The organism is Microbulbifer sp. SE14 (assembly GCF_059834885.1).
This window is the reverse complement of sequence record NZ_JCBAJA010000033.1, coordinates 23,869-41,005: the sequence shown is the minus strand read 5'-3', so window position 1 is coordinate 41,005 and position 17,137 is coordinate 23,869. Positions and strand designations below refer to the sequence as shown.

Here is a 17,137-nt window from a genome sequence, read left to right as displayed (position 1 = left end):
TAGTCTAGTTTTATTACCATTTCGCCGAAGTCATCGAGGTACAAGCTGTGATGACGCCCTTCGAGAACCGCGTGGAGGCGGGCCGCCGGCTGGCGGACGCGCTGCGTTCATACGCGGACCGCAAAGATACGATCATCCTGGCGCTACCCCGCGGTGGCGTGCCCCTGGGGCTGGAGCTGGCGCGGGTGTTGAAGGCCCCCCTGGACCTGATGCTGGTGCGCAAGCTGGGGGTGCCCGGCCACGAGGAACTGGCCATGGGCGCGATCGCCAGCGGCGCGCGGGTGCTGAACGACGACGTGATCCGCGGCACCGGTATCAGCGACGAGGCCCTGGAGGCAGTGGCGCGCGAGGAGGAGGCGGAACTGGAGCGCCGCGCCAGGCGCTACCGCGGTGACAAACCCTGGCCGGATCTAAAGGGCCGCTGCGTGATACTGGTGGACGACGGTATCGCCACCGGCGCCACCATGGAGGTGGCGGCGCGTGCGGTGCGCGAACAGGGGCCGGACTCGATTGTGCTGGCGGTGCCGGTGGCACCGCCGTCCTCCCTGGCCAGATTCACCCCCCTGGTGGACAAGATAGAGTGCCTGATGACCCCGGAGTCCTTCTGGGCCATAGGGGCCTGGTACCGCGACTTCTCCCAACTGACCGACGAGCAGGTGATCGCAATGATGGCCGAGGCGGAAGCACTGTCGGGGGGTGGCCGGTGAACAAGCGGGAAGTAGTGGTAGACGCGGCCGGCGAGCGACTGGAGGGCTTCCTGACCCTGCCCACCGATACCCGGTCACTGGTGCTCTTCGCCCACGGCAGCGGCAGCAGCCGCTTCAGCCCGCGCAACAACAGGGTGGCCGAGCAGTTGAACGACGCCGGCATGGGTACGCTGCTGTTCGACCTGCTCACCGCGGAGGAGAACCGCGTCGACGAGATCACCCGCGAGTACCGCTTCGATATCGACCTGCTGGCGCGGCGCCTGGCGGCAGCGGTGGACTGGGCCGCGGGCAACGGGGCGACCGCCAAACTGAATTGCGGTCTCTTCGGCTCCAGCACCGGCGCCGCCGCGGCGCTGATCGCCGCCGCCGAAAGGCCGCAGCTGGTCAAGGCGGTGGTGTCCCGCGGCGGCCGGCCGGACCTGGCCGGTTCCGACCTGCCGCTGGTGCGGGCGCCGACCCTGCTGATCGTCGGCGGCGAAGACCACCAAGTGATCGAACTGAACGAGCAGGCGGCGGCGCGCATGGTCAATGAACCGCAACTGGAGATAGTCCCCGGCGCCACCCATCTGTTCGAGGAACCGGGCACCCTGGACCAGGTGGTGCGCCTGGCCATCGACTGGTTCAACCTGCACCTTTCAACCGGTATCGCCGCCAATGAGCCGCCTGAAGCTGTTTAGCCTCGACGCCGGCGCCGACTTCGCCGGTCGCGTCGCCGCGGCCCTCGGCGAGCCCCTGGCCGCCCACGAGGAACGGGATTTCGTCGATGGCGAGCACAAGATACGCCCGCTGGACGACGTGGAGGGCGCCGACGTCTACCTGGTGCAGTCCCTCTACAGCGACGAGCACAGCAGCGTCGACGACAAGCTGATACGGCTGCTGTTCTTCATCGGCGCCCTGAAGGACGCTGGCGCCGCGCGCGCCACCGCAGTCATTCCCTACCTCTGCTACGGGCGCAAGGACCGCCGCACCAAGCTGCACGACCCCCTGTCGAGCCGCTACCTGGCCAGCCTGTTCGAATCCCTGGGCACGGATGCGGTGCTGACCCTGGACGCCCACAACCAGTCTGCCTTCGAGAACGCCTTCCGCTGCCGCACCCTGCACCTGCCGGCGCAGCCGCTGTTCGTGGATTTTGCCGCCGAGCAATTGCAGGGTGACGACAAACCCATAGTGGTGGCCTCGCCGGACGTGGGTGGGGTCAAGCGCGCCGAGGCCTTCCGCCAGGCCCTGGGTGAGCGGCTCGAGCGGGAGATAGGCCGCGCCTTCGTGGAGAAGTACCGCAGCGCCGACCGGCTCTCCGGCGGTACGCTGGTGGGGAAGGTGGAGGGCGCCAGCGTGCTGATCGTCGACGACCTGATCGCCGGCGGCGGCACCATCACCCGCGCCACCAGTGCGATTGAAGAGGGTGGTGCCGCGCGCATCTGGGCGCTCGCCAGCCACGGCCAGTTCTGCGGCGATGCGCTGCAGAAACTCGGCCAGCTGTCGCTGGGGGCGATAGCCGTAACCAATTCACTGCCGCAGGAATCTGGCGCCGGGCTGGAAATCGTCGACTGCGCGCCCCTGCTGGCCGAGGCCATCCGCCGCCTGCACGACAGTGGCCCGGCGGCCCAGCTGAGTCTCAGCTGATATGTCGCGCTTCGAGGCGGAGATCTCCGAGTTTATCTGGGACACCAAGTACCGCCATAGGGACGGCGAGCGGGTCTACGACGCCACCATCGAGGACAGCTGGCGCCGCCTGGCCAACGCCCTGGCTGCGGTGGAACCGGTACAGCGCGAACTGTGGGCGCAGCGCTTCTACTACAACCTGGCCGGCTTCCGCTTCCTGCCCGGCGGGCGCATCCTCGCAGGCGCCGGCACCGCCCACCGGGTAACCCTGTTCAACTGCTTCGTAATGGGCACCATCGAGGACTCGATGGATGCGATCTTCGAGCGCCTCAAGGAGGGCGCCCTGACGATGCAGCAGGGCGGCGGCATAGGCGTCGACTTTTCCACCCTGCGTCCGGCCGGAAGCCGCGCCCTCCACACCGGCACCATCGCCTCCGGCCCCGTGTCCTTTATGCGAATCTGGGATGCCATGTGCGCGACCCTGCTGTCCACCGGTAGCCGCCGCGGCGCCATGATGGCCACGCTGCGCTGCGACCACCCGGACATAGAGCGCTTCGTCGAGGCCAAGCGGGATCCCCGCGAGCTGCGCCACTTCAACCTGTCGGTACTCGTCTGCGACGACTTCATGCAGGCGGTGGAAGCCGGCGGCGACTGGCCACTGGTCTTCCCCGAACAGCAGCTGGAGGGCGAGGGGAATGAGCAACTGGAGCGCCGCTGGAGCGGTGAACAGGAGGCCCTGCCCTGCCGGGTGCTGAGGCGGGTGCCGGCGCGGGCGCTATGGCAGAAGATCATGCGCGCCACCTACGATTACGCCGAGCCCGGCGTGCTCTTCGTGGACCAGATCAACCGCCACAACAACCTCTACTACCGCGAGCATATCAGCGCCACCAACCCCTGCGGCGAGATACCCCTGCCGTCCTATGGCGCCTGCAACCTGGGCTCGGTGAACCTGATGCGCTTCGTGCTGGAGCCCTTCAGCGACCGCGCGTGCCTTGACTGGGACGGCATCGCCGATTGCGCCGCCCTGGGAGTGCGCATGCTGGACAATGTGATCGACCTTTCGCAGTACCCCCTGCCGGCCCAGGAGCAGCAGGCCCGCGGCAGCCGCCGCATCGGCATCGGCATCACCGGCCTCGCCGATGCGCTGATTGCGCTGGGCCTGCACTACGACAGCGATGCCGCGCGGAACCAGGCCGCGCGGGTGATGCGGACGCTGCGCGACAGCGCCTACCGGACCTCGATAGCGCTGGCGAAAGAGAAGGGCAGCTTCCCCTTTTTCCGCCGCGACGCCTACCTGGATGGTGCCGATATCCGCGCGCTGCCGGAAGTTCTGCGCCGCGGCATAGAAGAGCAGGGCATCCGCAACAGCCACCTGGTCGCGATAGCGCCTACCGGCACCATCAGCCTGCTGGCCAACGGTGTCTCCAGCGGCGTGGAGCCGGTGTTCGATTTCCACCACCACCGCCGGGTGCTGACCGCCGACGGCGAATACCGCCACTTCGAGATCACCGATCCCGCCTACCGCCTCTGGTGCGAGGGCGGCGGCAACCCGGACGCCCTGCCGGAATCGTTCGTGTCCGCCCGCCGCCTGTCGCCGCGGGCCCACCTGCTGATGGAGGCGGCGCTGCAGCCCTATGTGGACAACGCCATTTCGAAGACGGTGAATATTCCCGAGGACTATCCCTTCGATAAATTCGAATCCCTCTACCGGGAAGCCTACGAGCTGGGCCTGAAGGGCTGCACCACCTTCCGCCCCAACCCGGTTACCGAGGCGGTGCTGACCAGCGGCGGCGAAGTGCCGGCCAGCCACTGTTGCGATATCGAGCGCGAGGGCGAATGACCCGACGGGATTGTGTAGGGATGAACCCTGTGTTCGCCCGCGTTAACGCTTCTTTACTCTCGGCGGTGGAACCAACCCGAACAGAGCCTCTCTAAACAGACAAATCACTGTTGCTCCTCACCCAACACAATCAGCTTGACCCCGCCCCGATACCTCCCCAAAAGTCGGGGCTTTTTTTTCCTTGCGAGCGCCAATCGACGCAATTGGAATCTGTTTCCGGAAACCCGGCTGGGGTAGGAATAGAATTTATCCTCTGTGAATATCTCCGGTCACCGACGGGCTGGGGAAGTCGGCCCGACGACCCTATCCTTCACAGTGGAAGGAAAAAAGACAGGTTAATGGGTGAGAACCCACAGGCGCGCCCGTCCCCCTGGGTGCGTCTGGTAAGGTGCCCATCCCCAAGGGCACCGACCCCTGGCCGGCAGTCCCCATCTGCCGGCTTTTTTTATCTCTCGAATGATTGTGGTTGCCCCTTGCGGGCGGGGGGATTCCTTCTTTACTTGTTGCAATTGATAATGATTCGCATTAGCATGATTGTAACTGCAACCGAGGAGTCCGCCGTGAACTTACGTTATCTCTGTGCCAATCACCGTCAGTGGCTGACCGCGGACACGATCCGCGCCGAGCAGGCATGGCTCGACTGGATGGAGCGGGGCGCCAGCCTGTGCGAGGAGGGCAGTCATGGCGAGGCCATCCCCTACCTGGGCTGTGCCTTCGAACTGGCCAATTTCCTGCTGGAGGCCCGCTGGCCCGGCTACGCCGTCGCCGCCATGCGCTTTTCCAACAGCGCCCGCGAGCTGATGGAGGCCTACCGCCAGCGGGGCGAGGACAGCCACTGCAACTACATACTGGTGGGGGCCAGCTCCCGACTGGCGCGGGAGCTGAAGGAAAGGGACAACTACCGGATCACCGCCGACTGCATCCGCACCCTCTATGCCGGTGAGCCGAATCCACCGGCGCGGCAGCAGTGGCAACAGAATCCCGCCGGCGTCGTCAGCCTGCACTGACCCGATCCCCCTCAGCATGGATGCCGCCAATTCATCGCCATTTCTGGAAATAAAGATCCGCGAGGAAACCCTGGTATCGCTGCTGGCCCAGCGGCGCCTGAGGGCGGAGGACCTGCGTGGCCTGACGCCGCGGGCACGGCGGCAGCTGCGGCGGGTGCTGCTGCAGTCGCTGCTGTCCGCCCCCGGGGGGAATGACGGTCTGTAAATACTCTGTTCCGAATACCAATTCGGTCGTCATACCGGCGCAGACCAGTATCCAGTTTGGTGCCACCTGGATTAGGTGGCGCTCCTGCGCCACGCCCTTCGGGCCATTCGCTCCGCGAATGCTCGCTACGGCATCCATGCCTACGCAGTCCGGCTTGCGCCGGTATGACGAAAGAACCTTGTAGGAGCGGCCGTTGGCCGCGATCAATGTCCGGTCTGGCCAGGGAGAAGAACCCACTATTCCCCCAGCGCCAGCCACTCGTTCAGCCTGCGCTCCAGCTTGTCCAGGCCGGTCTTCTTGGTCGAGGAGAAAATCTGCACGCTCACCCCCTTGTCCAGCCCCTGCTCCTTCAGCGCCTTCTCCACCGCAAAGCGGGTGTTGTTGGCGGGGCCGTTCTTCAACTTGTCCGCCTTGGTCAGCAGTATGTGCGCCGGCAGCCCGGACTCCACCGCCCAGGTCAGCATATGCAGGTCGAATTCCTTCAGCGGCTGGCGGATATCCATCAGCAGCACCAGGCCGCGCAGGCACTTGCGCTGCTCCAGGTAGAAGGCCAGGTGACGCTGCCACTCGTCCTTCATCGAGCGCGCCACCTTGGCGTAGCCGTAGCCGGGCAGGTCCACCAGGCGCTGCTCGTCGCCGACACGGAAGAAGTTGATCAGTTGGGTGCGCCCGGGGGTCTTGGAGGTGCGCGCCAGCTTGCTGTTGCCGGTGAGCGCGTTGATGGCGCTGGACTTGCCGGCGTTGGAGCGCCCGGCAAAGGCCACCTCGGCGCCGCTGTCCTCCGGGCACTCCGCCAGGGTCGGCGCGCTGGTGAGAAACTGTACGGCGCGGAAGTTGAGTTTTTCGGGACTGGATTCGGACATGGTTGCTCTGCTGATTCGGTACACTCGATTGGCGCGCAAGTATATAATGTCGCGGTTTTTGCGTCGCAGGATGATGGGGGCGACGCGAGTTAGTCTCCCGGGCGGAGACTGATGACCAATTCAGCGCGCAATGGGACGACGTATGAACAGCATTATAAAGAACACCGCTCTGGCCCTCGGCCTGACTGTTGGCCTGGCCGCCGCGCCGTTTGCGATAGCGGCCGGGGACGCCGCCGCGGGCCAGGCCAAGGCTACGGCCTGTGCCGCCTGCCACGGTGCCGACGGCAACAGCCCGGCGCCCACCTTCCCGAAACTGGCCGGTCAGGGGGAGAAGTACCTGCTCAAGCAGATGATGGATATCAAGAGCGGCGCGCGCAGTGTGCCGCAGATGATCGGCCAGTTGGACAATTTCAACGAGCAGGACCTGCAGGATATCGCCGCCTACTTCGCCTCCCAGCAAACCCAGCTGTCCGGTTCCGAGGCCATCTCGGTGATGCTGAACAGCGGCGAGAGCGTGGACGGCCTGGTGCTGGGTCGCGAGCTGTACCGCGCCGGCGACAGCGAGACCGGCGTACCCGCCTGCATGGGCTGCCACTCCCCCACCGGTGTGGGCAATGCCCCGGCGGGCTACCCGCGCCTGTCCGGCCAGCACGCCCAGTATGTGGAAACCCAACTGAAGGCCTTCCGCGAGGGCAGCCGCACCAACGACGGCGACACCCGCGTGATGCGCTCCGTGGCCAAGCAGTTGTCCGACGCCCAGATCAAGGCGCTGGCCAACTATGTGGCGGGCCTGACCGACTGATAGCCCCACAAGAGCTGCGAAAGGCCGGTCCCAGACCGGCCTTTTTCGTTTCCGGCCGCAATCCCAATCGGCTTCGGATCCCGCTGACCGTAAAGTTCTGCCCAATTGTGCATTTATTGCCCGGTTTCCTTGCTTCCGCGCGCGGGAACTTCAATAATCTGCGCTGTCTATTGAGTACCCGAGTGGCGCCAGTATATTTGCTGTACTGGACCCCGAAAGAATAATGTTGGAGAAGACTATGAGAGCCGTCGTCGCCCCCCTGTCCAAGGGATTCGCCATGGTGTTTGCCCTGCTGTTCAGCCTGGTCGCCTGCGCCCAGGACAACGGCCAGTTCAAGGCCGGCCAGCACTACCAGGTACTGCCCCAGGCGGTGCCGCAGAAGGACGACAGCAAGATCGAGGTGACCGAACTGTTCTGGTACGGCTGCGGCCACTGCTACCACTTCGAGCCGGCCCTGAACCGCTGGAAGAAGGAGATGCCGGAAGACGTGGCATTGCTGAAGATCCCGGCCGTCTGGCAGCCGGTTATGGAAGTACACGCGCGCATGTACTATGTGGCGGAGACCATGGGCGTGCTGGACAAGATGCACGCCCCCATCTTCAACGCCATCAACAACCAGCGCAAGATGTTCGCCAACCGCGACGGCCGCAACTGGAACCCGGACCTGAAGGCCATCGAGGAGCTGTTCAATGAACACGGTGCCGACGGTGCCAAGGCCGCCAAGCTGATCAACTCCTTCGCCATCAACAGCCGGATCAAGCAGGGTCAGGCCAACCAGCGCGCCTACCAGCTGTCCGGCACCCCGGAAGTGGTGGTAGCCGGCAAGTACCGCATCAGCACCTCCCTGCCGGGCCTGAAGGGCAAGAGCAACGGCCAGGAGCTGATGCTCGAGGTGGCCGACTACCTGATCGCCAAAGAGCGAGCGGAGAGGGGGTAAGCAGCGCGCCGAGCGCGGCTGAGTCCGGTTCAGCCTCCCGAAGCCCCGCCGTGTGCGGGGTTTTTTGTATTTGCTGCCGGCAGCAGGGCGCCGCTGACTCGGGCGAACACAAGGCTCGTTCCGGCCGCTCCAGGTATTCACGGCGCCTTCGGCCCCTACGTCCGCGCTTGGGGCGCGGCTGCTAATCTTGTGCCGAATCCAGAAAAAGAATTCCCGATGCAAATCCGCTGGCTCCTCCTCGCTTTCCTCCTCCTGCTGTGGCTGCCGGTTGCGCCGACGGCCCAGGAGTCGCTGGCGCGGGAACCCCTGGCGGCCGAGGCCAGCAACCTGTTGTCCTATATCTCTGTGGATTACGGCGATTCGGTGCAGAAGGGCGAAATTGTCGACGAGTCCCTTTACCAGCAGCAGCGCCGCTACCTGGCGCAGGCGCTGGAACTGGTGCGCCAGCTGCCGGACAAGCCGGGCCGCGCCGCGCTGGAGAGGAGTGTATTGGAACTGGATGCGGCCATTGTCGAAAAGCGCGACAGCGATCAGGTGCGCCGCCGCGCCAATGCCGCCGCCGACCGCCTGGCCGCCCTCTACCAGCTGCAGCGCTCGCCGGCGGAAATGCTGCCCTCCGCCGACTTCGCCAGGCCCCTCTACCGGGAGCGCTGCGCCAGCTGCCACGGCGCCCGAGGGGAGGGCGGCGACAGGGCGCCCGGGCTGCGCGACCCGGGCCGTATGGCCAGCTTCAGCCTCTACGACCTCTACAACACCCTGGACCCCACCGTGGATTCGGTGCACGGTCAGTCTATCGACGGCGACCTCGGCAGCCGCCAGCGCTGGGCCCTGGCGGTGACCGTGGCCAACTTCGCCGTGGAGGGCGAACTGCCGCCGCCATCGGAACTGGCGCAGCGCTACCCGGCGCTGATCGGCCTGCCGGGCATGGCCACGGCGCGACCGGTGGAACTGCCCGCCGACGGGGCCGGGGCGCTGATGTGGTGGCGCGGCCACCCGCAGCGGGTGCGCGCCCTGGAGCACCCGCTGGCCCGCGCCGACGGCCTGCTGCGGCTGTCCGAGACCGCCTACCGCGCCGGCGACAACGCCAGCGCCTACCACCAACTGATGCTGGCCTTCCGCGAGGGCTACGCCCCCCTGCGCGAACAGCTGGAGAAACGCGACGCGCCCCTGGCGGCGCAGCTGTCGGAACAATGGCAGGCGCTGCGCACCGCGATTCTCGGCAACGCCCCCAACGCCGAAGTGATCGCCGCCTTCCAGCGCCTGCGCACCGCCCTCGGCCAGGCCCGCACGCGCCTGGAACCCCCCACCGAGCGGAACCGCTACACCCTCTGGGCCGCACTGCTGTTCGCCGCCGCCGCGGCCCTGGGCCTGCTGCTCTGGTTCGGTCTGCGGCGCAGAAAATCTGTCTAGCGGCCTGCTAGACTGAAAAAAGATTTTCGCGCCAACCGCCGACGGAGGTTTTCATGCCGCTGCGCTGCGCCCTGATCCTCGCCCTCTGTTGCCTCGCCGCCACCGCAGAGGCCTCCGACCTGGAGGCCTTTCCTTCCACGGTGGACGGCAAGGTGCGCCAGGTGATCCGCCTACCCAAGGTGGTGGACGAGAGCCGCTTCATGGTGGAGCTGGTGCCAGGCAAGACAGAACTGGTGGACTGCAATCTGCGCGGCTACCGGGCGGCCATCAGGCGCGAAATCCTGGACGGCTGGGGTTACCCCTACTATGTGCTGGCGCATCCGGAGCCGGCCCCCACCACCCTCAAGGCCTGCCCGCCGGGTTCGGAATCGCGGCGTTTCGTGCGCGTGCGCGGCGAGGGCCTGATGCTGCCGTACAACAGCCGGCTGCCGTTGGTGGTCTATCTACCCGCCGACCTGCAGCTGAAATACCGCGTCTGGCGTGCGGACAAGACCCTCTCCAATGCGCGCACCGAATAGCGCCAATCTCTTCAAATTGGCGTTTGAATAAATATTTTTGAGGCTTTTCCTGCCAAGGTGGGTTTTTGCGTCTAGCCTTTAATGAACAAGGGACGTGAAAAATAGCGCCTGAGCGATTTTTCATGCCGCCGCGTGATGCTTCCGCCGCGCGGCGCACAGGAAAACCGGCGGCCACCGCCGCCAGTCGCAGTAACCCAGCTTCAGAGAGCCGCGCATGAAGTTTTTGCGTCACCCCTCGTCCCACCGTCTCCTTATCTCCTTCCTCCAAACATACGCACTGATACTGCTGCTGTTCCTGCTGTTGCCCCTGACGGCCGCGGCGGCGGAATCGCCGCAGCGACAATGGGCCGGCAACTGGCTGGTGGTCAGCGAGAATGACGAGCAGCTGGTGTGGCAACTGCACGCCGACGGCTCCGGCTTCGCTTACGGCTTCCACTCCGGCGGCCGCCTGTCCCACGGCTTCGCCATCAACTGGAAGCTGGAGGGCGACCGGGTGCGAGTGCGCACCGGTGCCTCCCTGCGCTGCAGTGGCGGTGTGGTGGCCGTCGCCTTTACCGGTTGGAGCCCCGTCACCTTAGACTTCGCAATAGTGGACGGACGCCACTGGTTGCAGGAAGGCGGCGGCCTGCTGAGTTTTCAGCGCCGCCTGAGCAGCTGGAATACCCCCAGGGCGGGCAGCGAATGTCCTGACCTGGCAGGCTGATGTGAATCGGCGAAACAAACGGAAAAAACTTCAGGGAAGAGTAAAGCGGACCCGGAGTGAGAAGCTGTGATACAGCGACGCTTTATTCTCGCGCTGGTATTTTTCTGTGCGTGCAGCGCAGCAGCGGCCACACCGCCTTCCGATGAGGGCAAAGAGAGTGAGGGGGGCCAGGGCTGGAGCACCGAGTCGCGCCTGGAGGCCGAACAGTGGGTTGGTTCCTGGTTGATTTCCCGCGACGGCGAGGCGCGCCACGTGTGGAGCCTGCGGGCCGACGGCAGCGGCCGCTCCTACGCTTTTCTCGAGCGGGACGGCGAGATGCGCTTTGCCTACGGCTACGACATCAACTGGTATTTCGACCCCTTCACGCAGATGGCCAATATCAAAACCGGACGGCGCCTCGTCTGTCGCGGCGGCAAGGTCTACCCCTATTTCCTCACCCTCAAGTCCTATGAAAGCGACTATGCAGTGAAGGGGAGATTCGCCTGGCAGACCACCTGGACCGAGGCCAGCATAGGGCGGAATCACCTGCACAAATCCCTGGTGGTGTTCGTCGCGCCCCTGTCCGCCTGGCACGATCCGGTGAAGGATGCCCCCTGCCCGGAATTCCCCAGCCTGAGCCTGGAAAAGGACATAGACCTGGCCCTCGACCGCTGGGAGGCAGAAGCGCAGCGCGGTATCGATGTGGACACGACGCCCGCCGAGGGCGAGCCTGAATTTGAAGGGGAGGAGTTTACCGAGAGCCCGGCCGGCAGTGCCGGTCGCAGCGCGCGCAAAACAAGAAGCAACTGAACATGAAAAAGGCGGTGGCGATACCCATCTATGAACGCGGAAGTGTGCCTGGAAAAACTGCTGCAGAATATCGATCCGCAATTGCAGGATGAGGTCTACGTTTTCTGCCAGCTACCGGAGTCACGGCTGCAAAATATCCTCGGCGACTGCCTGTGCATTTTCCGCGAGCGCGAGGGCGTCTCCGCGATACTGCCGCAGTCCCTGGCCGAGCGGGAGGGACTGGAGGCGAGCGGCGGCTTCCGCCAGATCACCCTGCGGGTCTACTCCGGTCTCGATGCCGTCGGCCTCACCGCCGCGATCGCCACCGAGCTCGCCAACAGCGGCATCAGCGCCAACGTGGTGGCGGCGCTGCGCCATGACCATGTATTTGTGCCACAGGAAAGAGCGCAGCAGGCGCTGCTGCTTTTGCGAGGGATCGGCAACCGGGCGCAGTACAGCTGAATCGCGACGGCTGCGCGGCTATGCAGATCGATTATCCCCCGCCCCAACCTCACGGAGAAATCCGCCGGCTGCTGCCGGATTTTTTCTGCGTACCCGGCACCGTGAGGCTGGCCCCGGCGGTGGTGATCAACCGCAACATGGGCATAGTGCGCTGGGGCGACGAGCTGACCCTGGTCAATCCGGTGCGCCTGCGCCCGCAGCAGGAGGAAAAACTGCGGGACCTGGGCAGTGTCCGCCACGCGGTGCGTCTCGGCTACTACCACGGCTGCGACGACCTCTACTACCGCGACCGCTTTGCCCTGACTTTCTGGCGCCAGGCCGATTCCGACTACTATCCGCCGACCGCGGACCAACTGCTGCGCGAGGGCGGCGACTGCCCGGTGCCCGGCGGCCGCTTCGTGGAATTCTCCCGCAGCCGCTACCCGGAGGCGGCGCTGTGGGTCCCCTACAGCGGCGGCCTGCTGCTGTGCTGCGACGCGCTGCAGTACTGGCAGGCCTGGCGCGGTTGCAACTGGTGGGGCAGGAACCTGCTGCGCTTCGCCGGTTTCCGCAGGGGCATGCAGGTGGCGCCGACCTGGCGCGCGCGCATGACCCCGGAGGGCTGCGATCCGCTGCACTGGCTGGAGGAGGATTTCCGCCGCCTGCTGGAACTGCCGTTCCTGCACTTCCTGGGCGCCCACGGCGAATTCCTGCCAGACAATGCCCACGAAAAAGTCGCCGCGGCCGTGACCAGGGCCTATCCGGATATAGAGCGCGCGGCCTGACACCATCGGGTCGGCCGGCGCTCCTGTCTGTTATCTTAGGCCGACGAAAATAACCGAGATATGGAGCCTCCCGTTGCACTCTCTCTCCCTGCCGATCAAGTTGATGATCATCGCCGCCTGGATACTGCTGGCACAGCTGCTTGCCGCCGCGCTCGTCGGCGAGGGGCCCGAGCGCCTGGGACTGTTTATCCTGCTCGCCGCCGCCGGCCTGTGGATGAGCGAGATCATACCGCTGCCGGTCACCGCACTGCTGGTGCCCGCCGCGGCCTACTTCAGCAACCTGATGCCCGCAGCCGAGGCGCTGGCACCCTTTTCCAGCACGATCATTTACCTGTTCATGGGCGGCTTCACCCTGGCCGCGGTGCTGCACACCCACGGCATAGACCGCCGCCTGGCGGCGCAGGTAATGAAGCTGGGACGCGGCCGCTTGTGGCCGACGCTGATCGGCTTTCTGGCCACGGTTTCCTTCCTGTCCATGTGGATGAGCAATACCGCCACCACCGCGATGATGCTGCCCATCGCCCTGTCACTGGTGGACGACGAGCACCCGCGTACCCGCGCCTTCGCGATACTCGGCACCGCCTATGCGGCCAATATCGGCGGCCTCGCCACCATCGTCGGCAGCCCGCCCAACGCGATCGCCGCGCGCACCCTGGAGCTGGATTTCGTCTCCTGGCTGAAAGTCGGCGGGCCTGTGACCCTGGCCATGTTCCCGCTGGTGCTGGCGGCCCTGTGGCTGGTGCTGCGGCCGGACCGGGAGAAAGCGGAGATACGGCGGGTCGAGGTGGAGACCCAATCCTGGACCCCGGGCGCGGTGGGCGCGGTGATACTGTTTGCCGGTGCGGTGCTCTGCTGGAGTTTCTCCTCCCTGATCGCGCAGTGGCTGGGCCTGGGCAAGAGTTTCGACGCGGTGGTGGGCCTCGCCATCACCGCACTGGCGCCGCTGTTCGGGCTCATCGCCTGGCCGGACCTGCAGCGGCACATCAACTGGGGCATACTGCTGCTGTTCGGCGGCGGCCTCTGCCTGTCGGCGATACTGCAGCAGACCGGCACCTCCCTGTGGCTGGCGCAGTCGCTGCTCGGCGGCCTGGAACAGGCCCCCGGCTGGCTGCTGATCATGGCCTGCATTGCGCTGATGATCTTCCTCACCGAACTGGCCTCCAATACCGGCAGTGCCGCGATACTGGTGCCGGTGATCTACGCCCTGGCGCAGCAGTTCAATCCGGCCATCGCCTACCCGCTGGTATTCGGTGTCGGCATAGCGGCCACCTGCGCCTTCATGTTGCCGGTGGCTACACCGCCCAACGCGCTCGCCTACGGCACCGGCATGATCCGCCAGGGACAGATGCTGCAGGCCGGGCTGATACTCAACCTGGCCGCGATTCCGCTGCTGTGGATCATGGTAAGCTTGCTTGCGTAGGGTGCGCCGTGGCAGACAACTGCTCCATGCGTTGTCTGCATGACCGCCATCCATGGCGGCCTCGTACCGCGATCGAAGAAGAACCCACTCAATAAAGACGTTCCCGATGAGAATCCGTACTCTTCTCGGCGCCCTGCTTGCGGGTGCCCTGGTGGCCTGCGCCACCACTTCCCCGGCGCCGATTCCCAGCGCCGACAGCGAAAATATCCGCACCCACGTGGAATACCTGGCCGCGGACGAACTGGCCGGGCGCGAGACCGGCAGCGCCGGCTACCGCGCGGCGGCCGACTATGTGGCCAGGGAGTTCGAGCGCATGGGCCTGCAGCCCGCCGGCAGCCAGGGCTACCTGCAGCAGGTGCCCTTCGTGCGCGCCGGCTGGGGCGGGCGCGAGCCGACGCTGGTACTGCAGGGGCGCGAGGGCGACATCACCTTCAAGTTCGGCGAGGACTTTGTCGCCTCCCCGCCCACCCACAGCGAGGACACGGTCACCACCGCCAAGCTGGTCTTCGTCGGCTTCGGCATAGACGCGCCCGGGTACGGCGTGGACGATTACCAGGGCCTGGATGTGCGCGGCAAGATAGTCGTGATGCTCTCCGGGCGGCCAAAGAATATGCCCAATGAAGTGGGCGCCCACTATTCGTCCAGCCGCACCAAGCGCGAGACGGCCGCGCGCCACGGCGCCGTCGGCACCATCACCCTGAACACCCCGCAGCGGGAGAAGCGCTGGTCCTTCGAGCGCTCCCTGGAGCACCTGCGTGACGACAACTTCGACTGGATCGATACCGACGATGTGCCCGGCAATGCCATTCCCGGCCTGCACCCGGGCGTCATGCTGGACATTCCCGCGGCGCGCCAGTTGTTCGTGAGCGCCGAGCGCAGCCTGGAAACCATCTTCACCGAAATGGAAAACGGCCTGGCGCCGCGCGGCTTCCCGCTTCCCTACAGGGCCGAGCTGACCAGCGGCGCCACGCACAAAAAAATCACCAGCCCCAATGTGGTCGCCGTGCTGCCCGGCAGCGATCCGGAATTGAAGGATGAGTATGTGGTCTTCTCCGCGCACCTGGACCATATCGGCGTGGAGGAGGACGGCCAGATAAACAACGGCGCCCAGGACAATGCCGCCGGCATCGCGGTGATGCTGGAGACGGCGCGCCTGTTTATCCAGTCCGGCCGGGCCCCGCGACGCTCGCTGATGTTCGTCGCGGTAACCGCCGAGGAGAAGGGCCTGCTGGGCTCCGACTACTTCGCCCGGCACCCGCCGGTGCCGTCACAGTCGATGGTGGTGAACATCAACCTGGATATGCCGATGCTGCTGTATCCGTTCAGGGACATCATCGCCTTCGGCGCCGAGCATTCCACCCTGGGCAGGACCGCCGAGCGCGCGGCCAAACGTACCGGCCTCAAACTGAGCCCGGACCCCATGCCGGAACAGGTGATCTTCGTGCGCAGCGACCACTACAACTTCGTGCGCCAGGGGGTGCCGGCCATCTACCTGATCACCGGCCGCGAGGCACTGGACCCGGCAATCGACGGCACCGCCATGCAGATGCAGTTCCTGCAGGAGCGCTACCACCGCCCGTCAGACGTGGCCGACGAACAGATCAGCTACCCGGCAGCGAAGCAGTTCACCGAGGTGAACTACGCAATTGCGCGGGAAGTGGCGGACGCGGATGGCAAGCCGCGCTGGTACAGCGGGGACTTCTTTGGTGAGTTGTTCAGCAAGCAGTGAGCGCCGCGGGCACAGCTTTGTAGGAGCCTGCCCTGCAGGCGAACGGCTACGGAGCACGGATCAATTCGCCTGCAGGGCAGGCTCCTACACGGTGCTGCGCCCGGCCCTCAACTTGTCGGTTTTGTCGGTTTCGGATCCACAGCCCCGCAACTGCGCACCACCACGGCGGTGCGCAGCCTCTCCCGCCCAAACAGCGACATCCTGGCAAAATCCTCCCGCGCGATCGGCAGGTACTGGCTGTCGAGGGGGTTCTGCTCGTCGTCTTCATCCGGGTCGTGCACATAGAGGCACTCCTCGTCGATACCGGTCAGGGTCACCCAGTGGGGCACCTTCTTGCCGTCCAGGCGGTAGGTGCTGATCAGCAGCAGCGCCAGGGCGCCTTCCTCCAGCCACTGCTGCAGCTGCTCCTGGGTGAATTCCTGTTCGATAACCGGGATCTCCTGTTCCCGGGCGGCCGCGCGGAAGTCGGCGTCCACCTGCTGTACCACCGCCTTCTTTTTGGCCGAGCGCACGCCGCCGGCAAACAGCGGCGTGCTCTGGTTCAGGTAGACGGCGCAGTCGAAGCCCCGCGCGCGCATCGCCAGGGCCAGCCCCACCGGGTGGCAGCCGCCGGCGCCGGAGGTCATGAAGATGGTGGTGGCCTGGCGCCACAGGGCCAGCTCCTCGCTGACCGAGGGTCGGTAGTCGGGGCAGAGCGCCGCCATGGCCATCATCGCCGCCGCCGGGCCGCAGGTGAAGTCGGTGCTCTGGCCGTACCAGGGCACGTCCAGACTGCACAGGTGCTCCGGGCGATAGCGGATGCGCTTCTGCATGCGCAGGGCATTGCCGTCGTCCTCGTAGTAGTTGGGGTAGCTGCCGAAGGTGCGGTAGCCGAGCTGCTGGTAGAGGCCGATGGCGGCGTGGTTGTCCTCGGCCACCTCCAGGCGCATAAACAGGCGGCCGCTCTGGCTGCTGGCCTCCTCGGCGGCCGCCAGCAGGGCCTTGCCGATGCCCTGGCCGCGTCCGGCGGGGCCGACCGCAAGGGAGTAGAGGCGCGCCAGGCGGGTGCCGCGGCGCAGCAGCACCAGCACATAGCCGAGCAGCTGTTCGCCCCGCTCCGCCACCAGGAAGACACGATTCTCCGCCGCCACCCAGTGGCGCAGGCGCCTGCGGCTGAGGCGGTCGCCGTCGAAACAGGCCTGCTCCAGCCAGTGCAGGGTGGGCACGTCCGCGGGCTCGGCGACGCGAATGGTGTAGGTTGGGAAGGACTGAACAGACATGTTTGCGGCCCGCCTTCGGGCGCCTCAGGACACCGCGAAGCTGCGGCGGAGCAACATTAGCAAAAGGCGCAAAAAAAGATAGGAGCTGGACAAAATTTCTTCTATCTTTCGCAGGCTTTTAATGACCTTCCCGAGGCGCCT

At 65.8% G+C, this 17,137-nt stretch carries 18 protein-coding genes; 16 read left to right on the top strand and 2 right to left on the bottom strand.

What is annotated here, in order from left to right:
* Positions 1-50 precede the first annotated feature (50 nt).
* The 6 genes from AC6R19_RS19100 to AC6R19_RS19075 all read left to right on the top strand — a co-directional run bounded on the left by AC6R19_RS19100 (position 51) and on the right by AC6R19_RS19075 (position 5,361).
* A complete protein-coding gene (locus AC6R19_RS19100; RefSeq protein WP_500581462.1) occupies positions 51-707 on the top strand; it encodes a phosphoribosyltransferase in 657 nt (218 codons plus the stop codon).
* Positions 704-1,384 carry a dienelactone hydrolase family protein gene (locus AC6R19_RS19095; protein WP_500581449.1) on the top strand — a complete coding sequence of 227 codons (681 nt, stop codon included), beginning with the start codon at positions 704-706 and terminating at the stop codon, positions 1,382-1,384. The genes AC6R19_RS19100 and AC6R19_RS19095 overlap by 4 nt, the downstream gene beginning before the upstream one ends.
* Complete coding sequence (locus AC6R19_RS19090; protein WP_500581448.1) at positions 1,362-2,330, top strand: ribose-phosphate diphosphokinase; 969 nt, start codon at positions 1,362-1,364, stop codon at positions 2,328-2,330. Before AC6R19_RS19095 ends, AC6R19_RS19090 begins: the two co-directional genes overlap by 23 nt.
* Position 2,331: 1 nt before the next feature.
* Positions 2,332-4,149 (top strand): adenosylcobalamin-dependent ribonucleoside-diphosphate reductase, encoded by a 1,818-nt coding sequence (locus AC6R19_RS19085; protein WP_500581447.1) that lies wholly within the window; start codon positions 2,332-2,334, stop codon positions 4,147-4,149.
* Between the two features lie 560 nt (positions 4,150-4,709).
* A complete protein-coding gene (locus AC6R19_RS19080) occupies positions 4,710-5,156 on the top strand; it encodes a hypothetical protein (protein WP_500581446.1) in 447 nt (148 codons plus the stop codon).
* Between the two features lie 16 nt (positions 5,157-5,172).
* A complete protein-coding gene (locus tag AC6R19_RS19075; RefSeq protein ID WP_500581445.1) occupies positions 5,173-5,361 on the top strand; it encodes a hypothetical protein in 189 nt (62 codons plus the stop codon).
* A gap of 236 nt (positions 5,362-5,597) precedes the next feature.
* Here the strand turns inward: AC6R19_RS19075 and yihA are convergent, their stop codons facing one another.
* A complete protein-coding gene (gene yihA, locus AC6R19_RS19070) occupies positions 5,598-6,224 on the bottom strand; it encodes a ribosome biogenesis GTP-binding protein YihA/YsxC (RefSeq protein ID WP_500581444.1) in 627 nt (208 codons plus the stop codon).
* A gap of 142 nt (positions 6,225-6,366) precedes the next feature.
* Here yihA and AC6R19_RS19065 point away from each other — a divergent pair, with 142 nt between their 5' ends.
* The 10 genes from AC6R19_RS19065 to AC6R19_RS19020 all read left to right on the top strand — a co-directional run bounded on the left by AC6R19_RS19065 (position 6,367) and on the right by AC6R19_RS19020 (position 15,737).
* Positions 6,367-7,026: a c-type cytochrome gene (locus tag AC6R19_RS19065; RefSeq protein WP_500581443.1), complete on the top strand. Its 660-nt coding sequence runs from the start codon at positions 6,367-6,369 to the stop codon at positions 7,024-7,026.
* A 238-nt stretch (positions 7,027-7,264) separates the two neighbouring features.
* Positions 7,265-7,963, top strand: a complete 699-nt coding sequence (locus AC6R19_RS19060; protein WP_500581442.1) for a thiol:disulfide interchange protein DsbA/DsbL — start codon at positions 7,265-7,267, stop codon at positions 7,961-7,963.
* A 216-nt stretch (positions 7,964-8,179) separates the two neighbouring features.
* A complete protein-coding gene (locus tag AC6R19_RS19055) occupies positions 8,180-9,373 on the top strand; it encodes a hypothetical protein (protein WP_500581441.1) in 1,194 nt (397 codons plus the stop codon).
* 53 nt (positions 9,374-9,426) lie between these two features.
* On the top strand, positions 9,427-9,891 hold the full coding sequence (locus tag AC6R19_RS19050) for an ecotin family protein (protein ID WP_500581440.1): 465 nt from the start codon (positions 9,427-9,429) through the stop codon (positions 9,889-9,891).
* Positions 9,892-10,105: 214 nt separating this feature from the next.
* Positions 10,106-10,594, top strand: a complete 489-nt coding sequence (locus AC6R19_RS19045; protein ID WP_500581439.1) for a hypothetical protein — start codon at positions 10,106-10,108, stop codon at positions 10,592-10,594.
* 66 nt (positions 10,595-10,660) lie between these two features.
* Positions 10,661-11,383: a hypothetical protein gene (locus AC6R19_RS19040; protein ID WP_500581438.1), complete on the top strand. Its 723-nt coding sequence runs from the start codon at positions 10,661-10,663 to the stop codon at positions 11,381-11,383.
* A 30-nt stretch (positions 11,384-11,413) separates the two neighbouring features.
* Positions 11,414-11,824 carry an ACT domain-containing protein gene (locus AC6R19_RS19035; protein ID WP_500581437.1) on the top strand — a complete coding sequence of 137 codons (411 nt, stop codon included), beginning with the start codon at positions 11,414-11,416 and terminating at the stop codon, positions 11,822-11,824.
* A 20-nt stretch (positions 11,825-11,844) separates the two neighbouring features.
* Positions 11,845-12,588, top strand: a complete 744-nt coding sequence (locus tag AC6R19_RS19030) for a hypothetical protein (RefSeq protein WP_500581436.1) — start codon at positions 11,845-11,847, stop codon at positions 12,586-12,588.
* Positions 12,589-12,661: 73 nt separating this feature from the next.
* On the top strand, positions 12,662-14,008 hold the full coding sequence (locus AC6R19_RS19025) for an SLC13 family permease (protein ID WP_500581435.1): 1,347 nt from the start codon (positions 12,662-12,664) through the stop codon (positions 14,006-14,008).
* Between the two features lie 106 nt (positions 14,009-14,114).
* Entirely contained in the window at positions 14,115-15,737 is a 1,623-nt protein-coding gene (locus tag AC6R19_RS19020) for a M28 family metallopeptidase (RefSeq protein ID WP_500581434.1), read from the top strand.
* 107 nt (positions 15,738-15,844) lie between these two features.
* Here AC6R19_RS19020 and AC6R19_RS19015 read toward each other — a convergent pair whose 3' ends face one another.
* Entirely contained in the window at positions 15,845-16,996 is a 1,152-nt protein-coding gene (locus AC6R19_RS19015) for a peptidase C39 family protein (protein ID WP_500581433.1), read from the bottom strand.
* Positions 16,997-17,137: the final 141 nt, after the last annotated feature.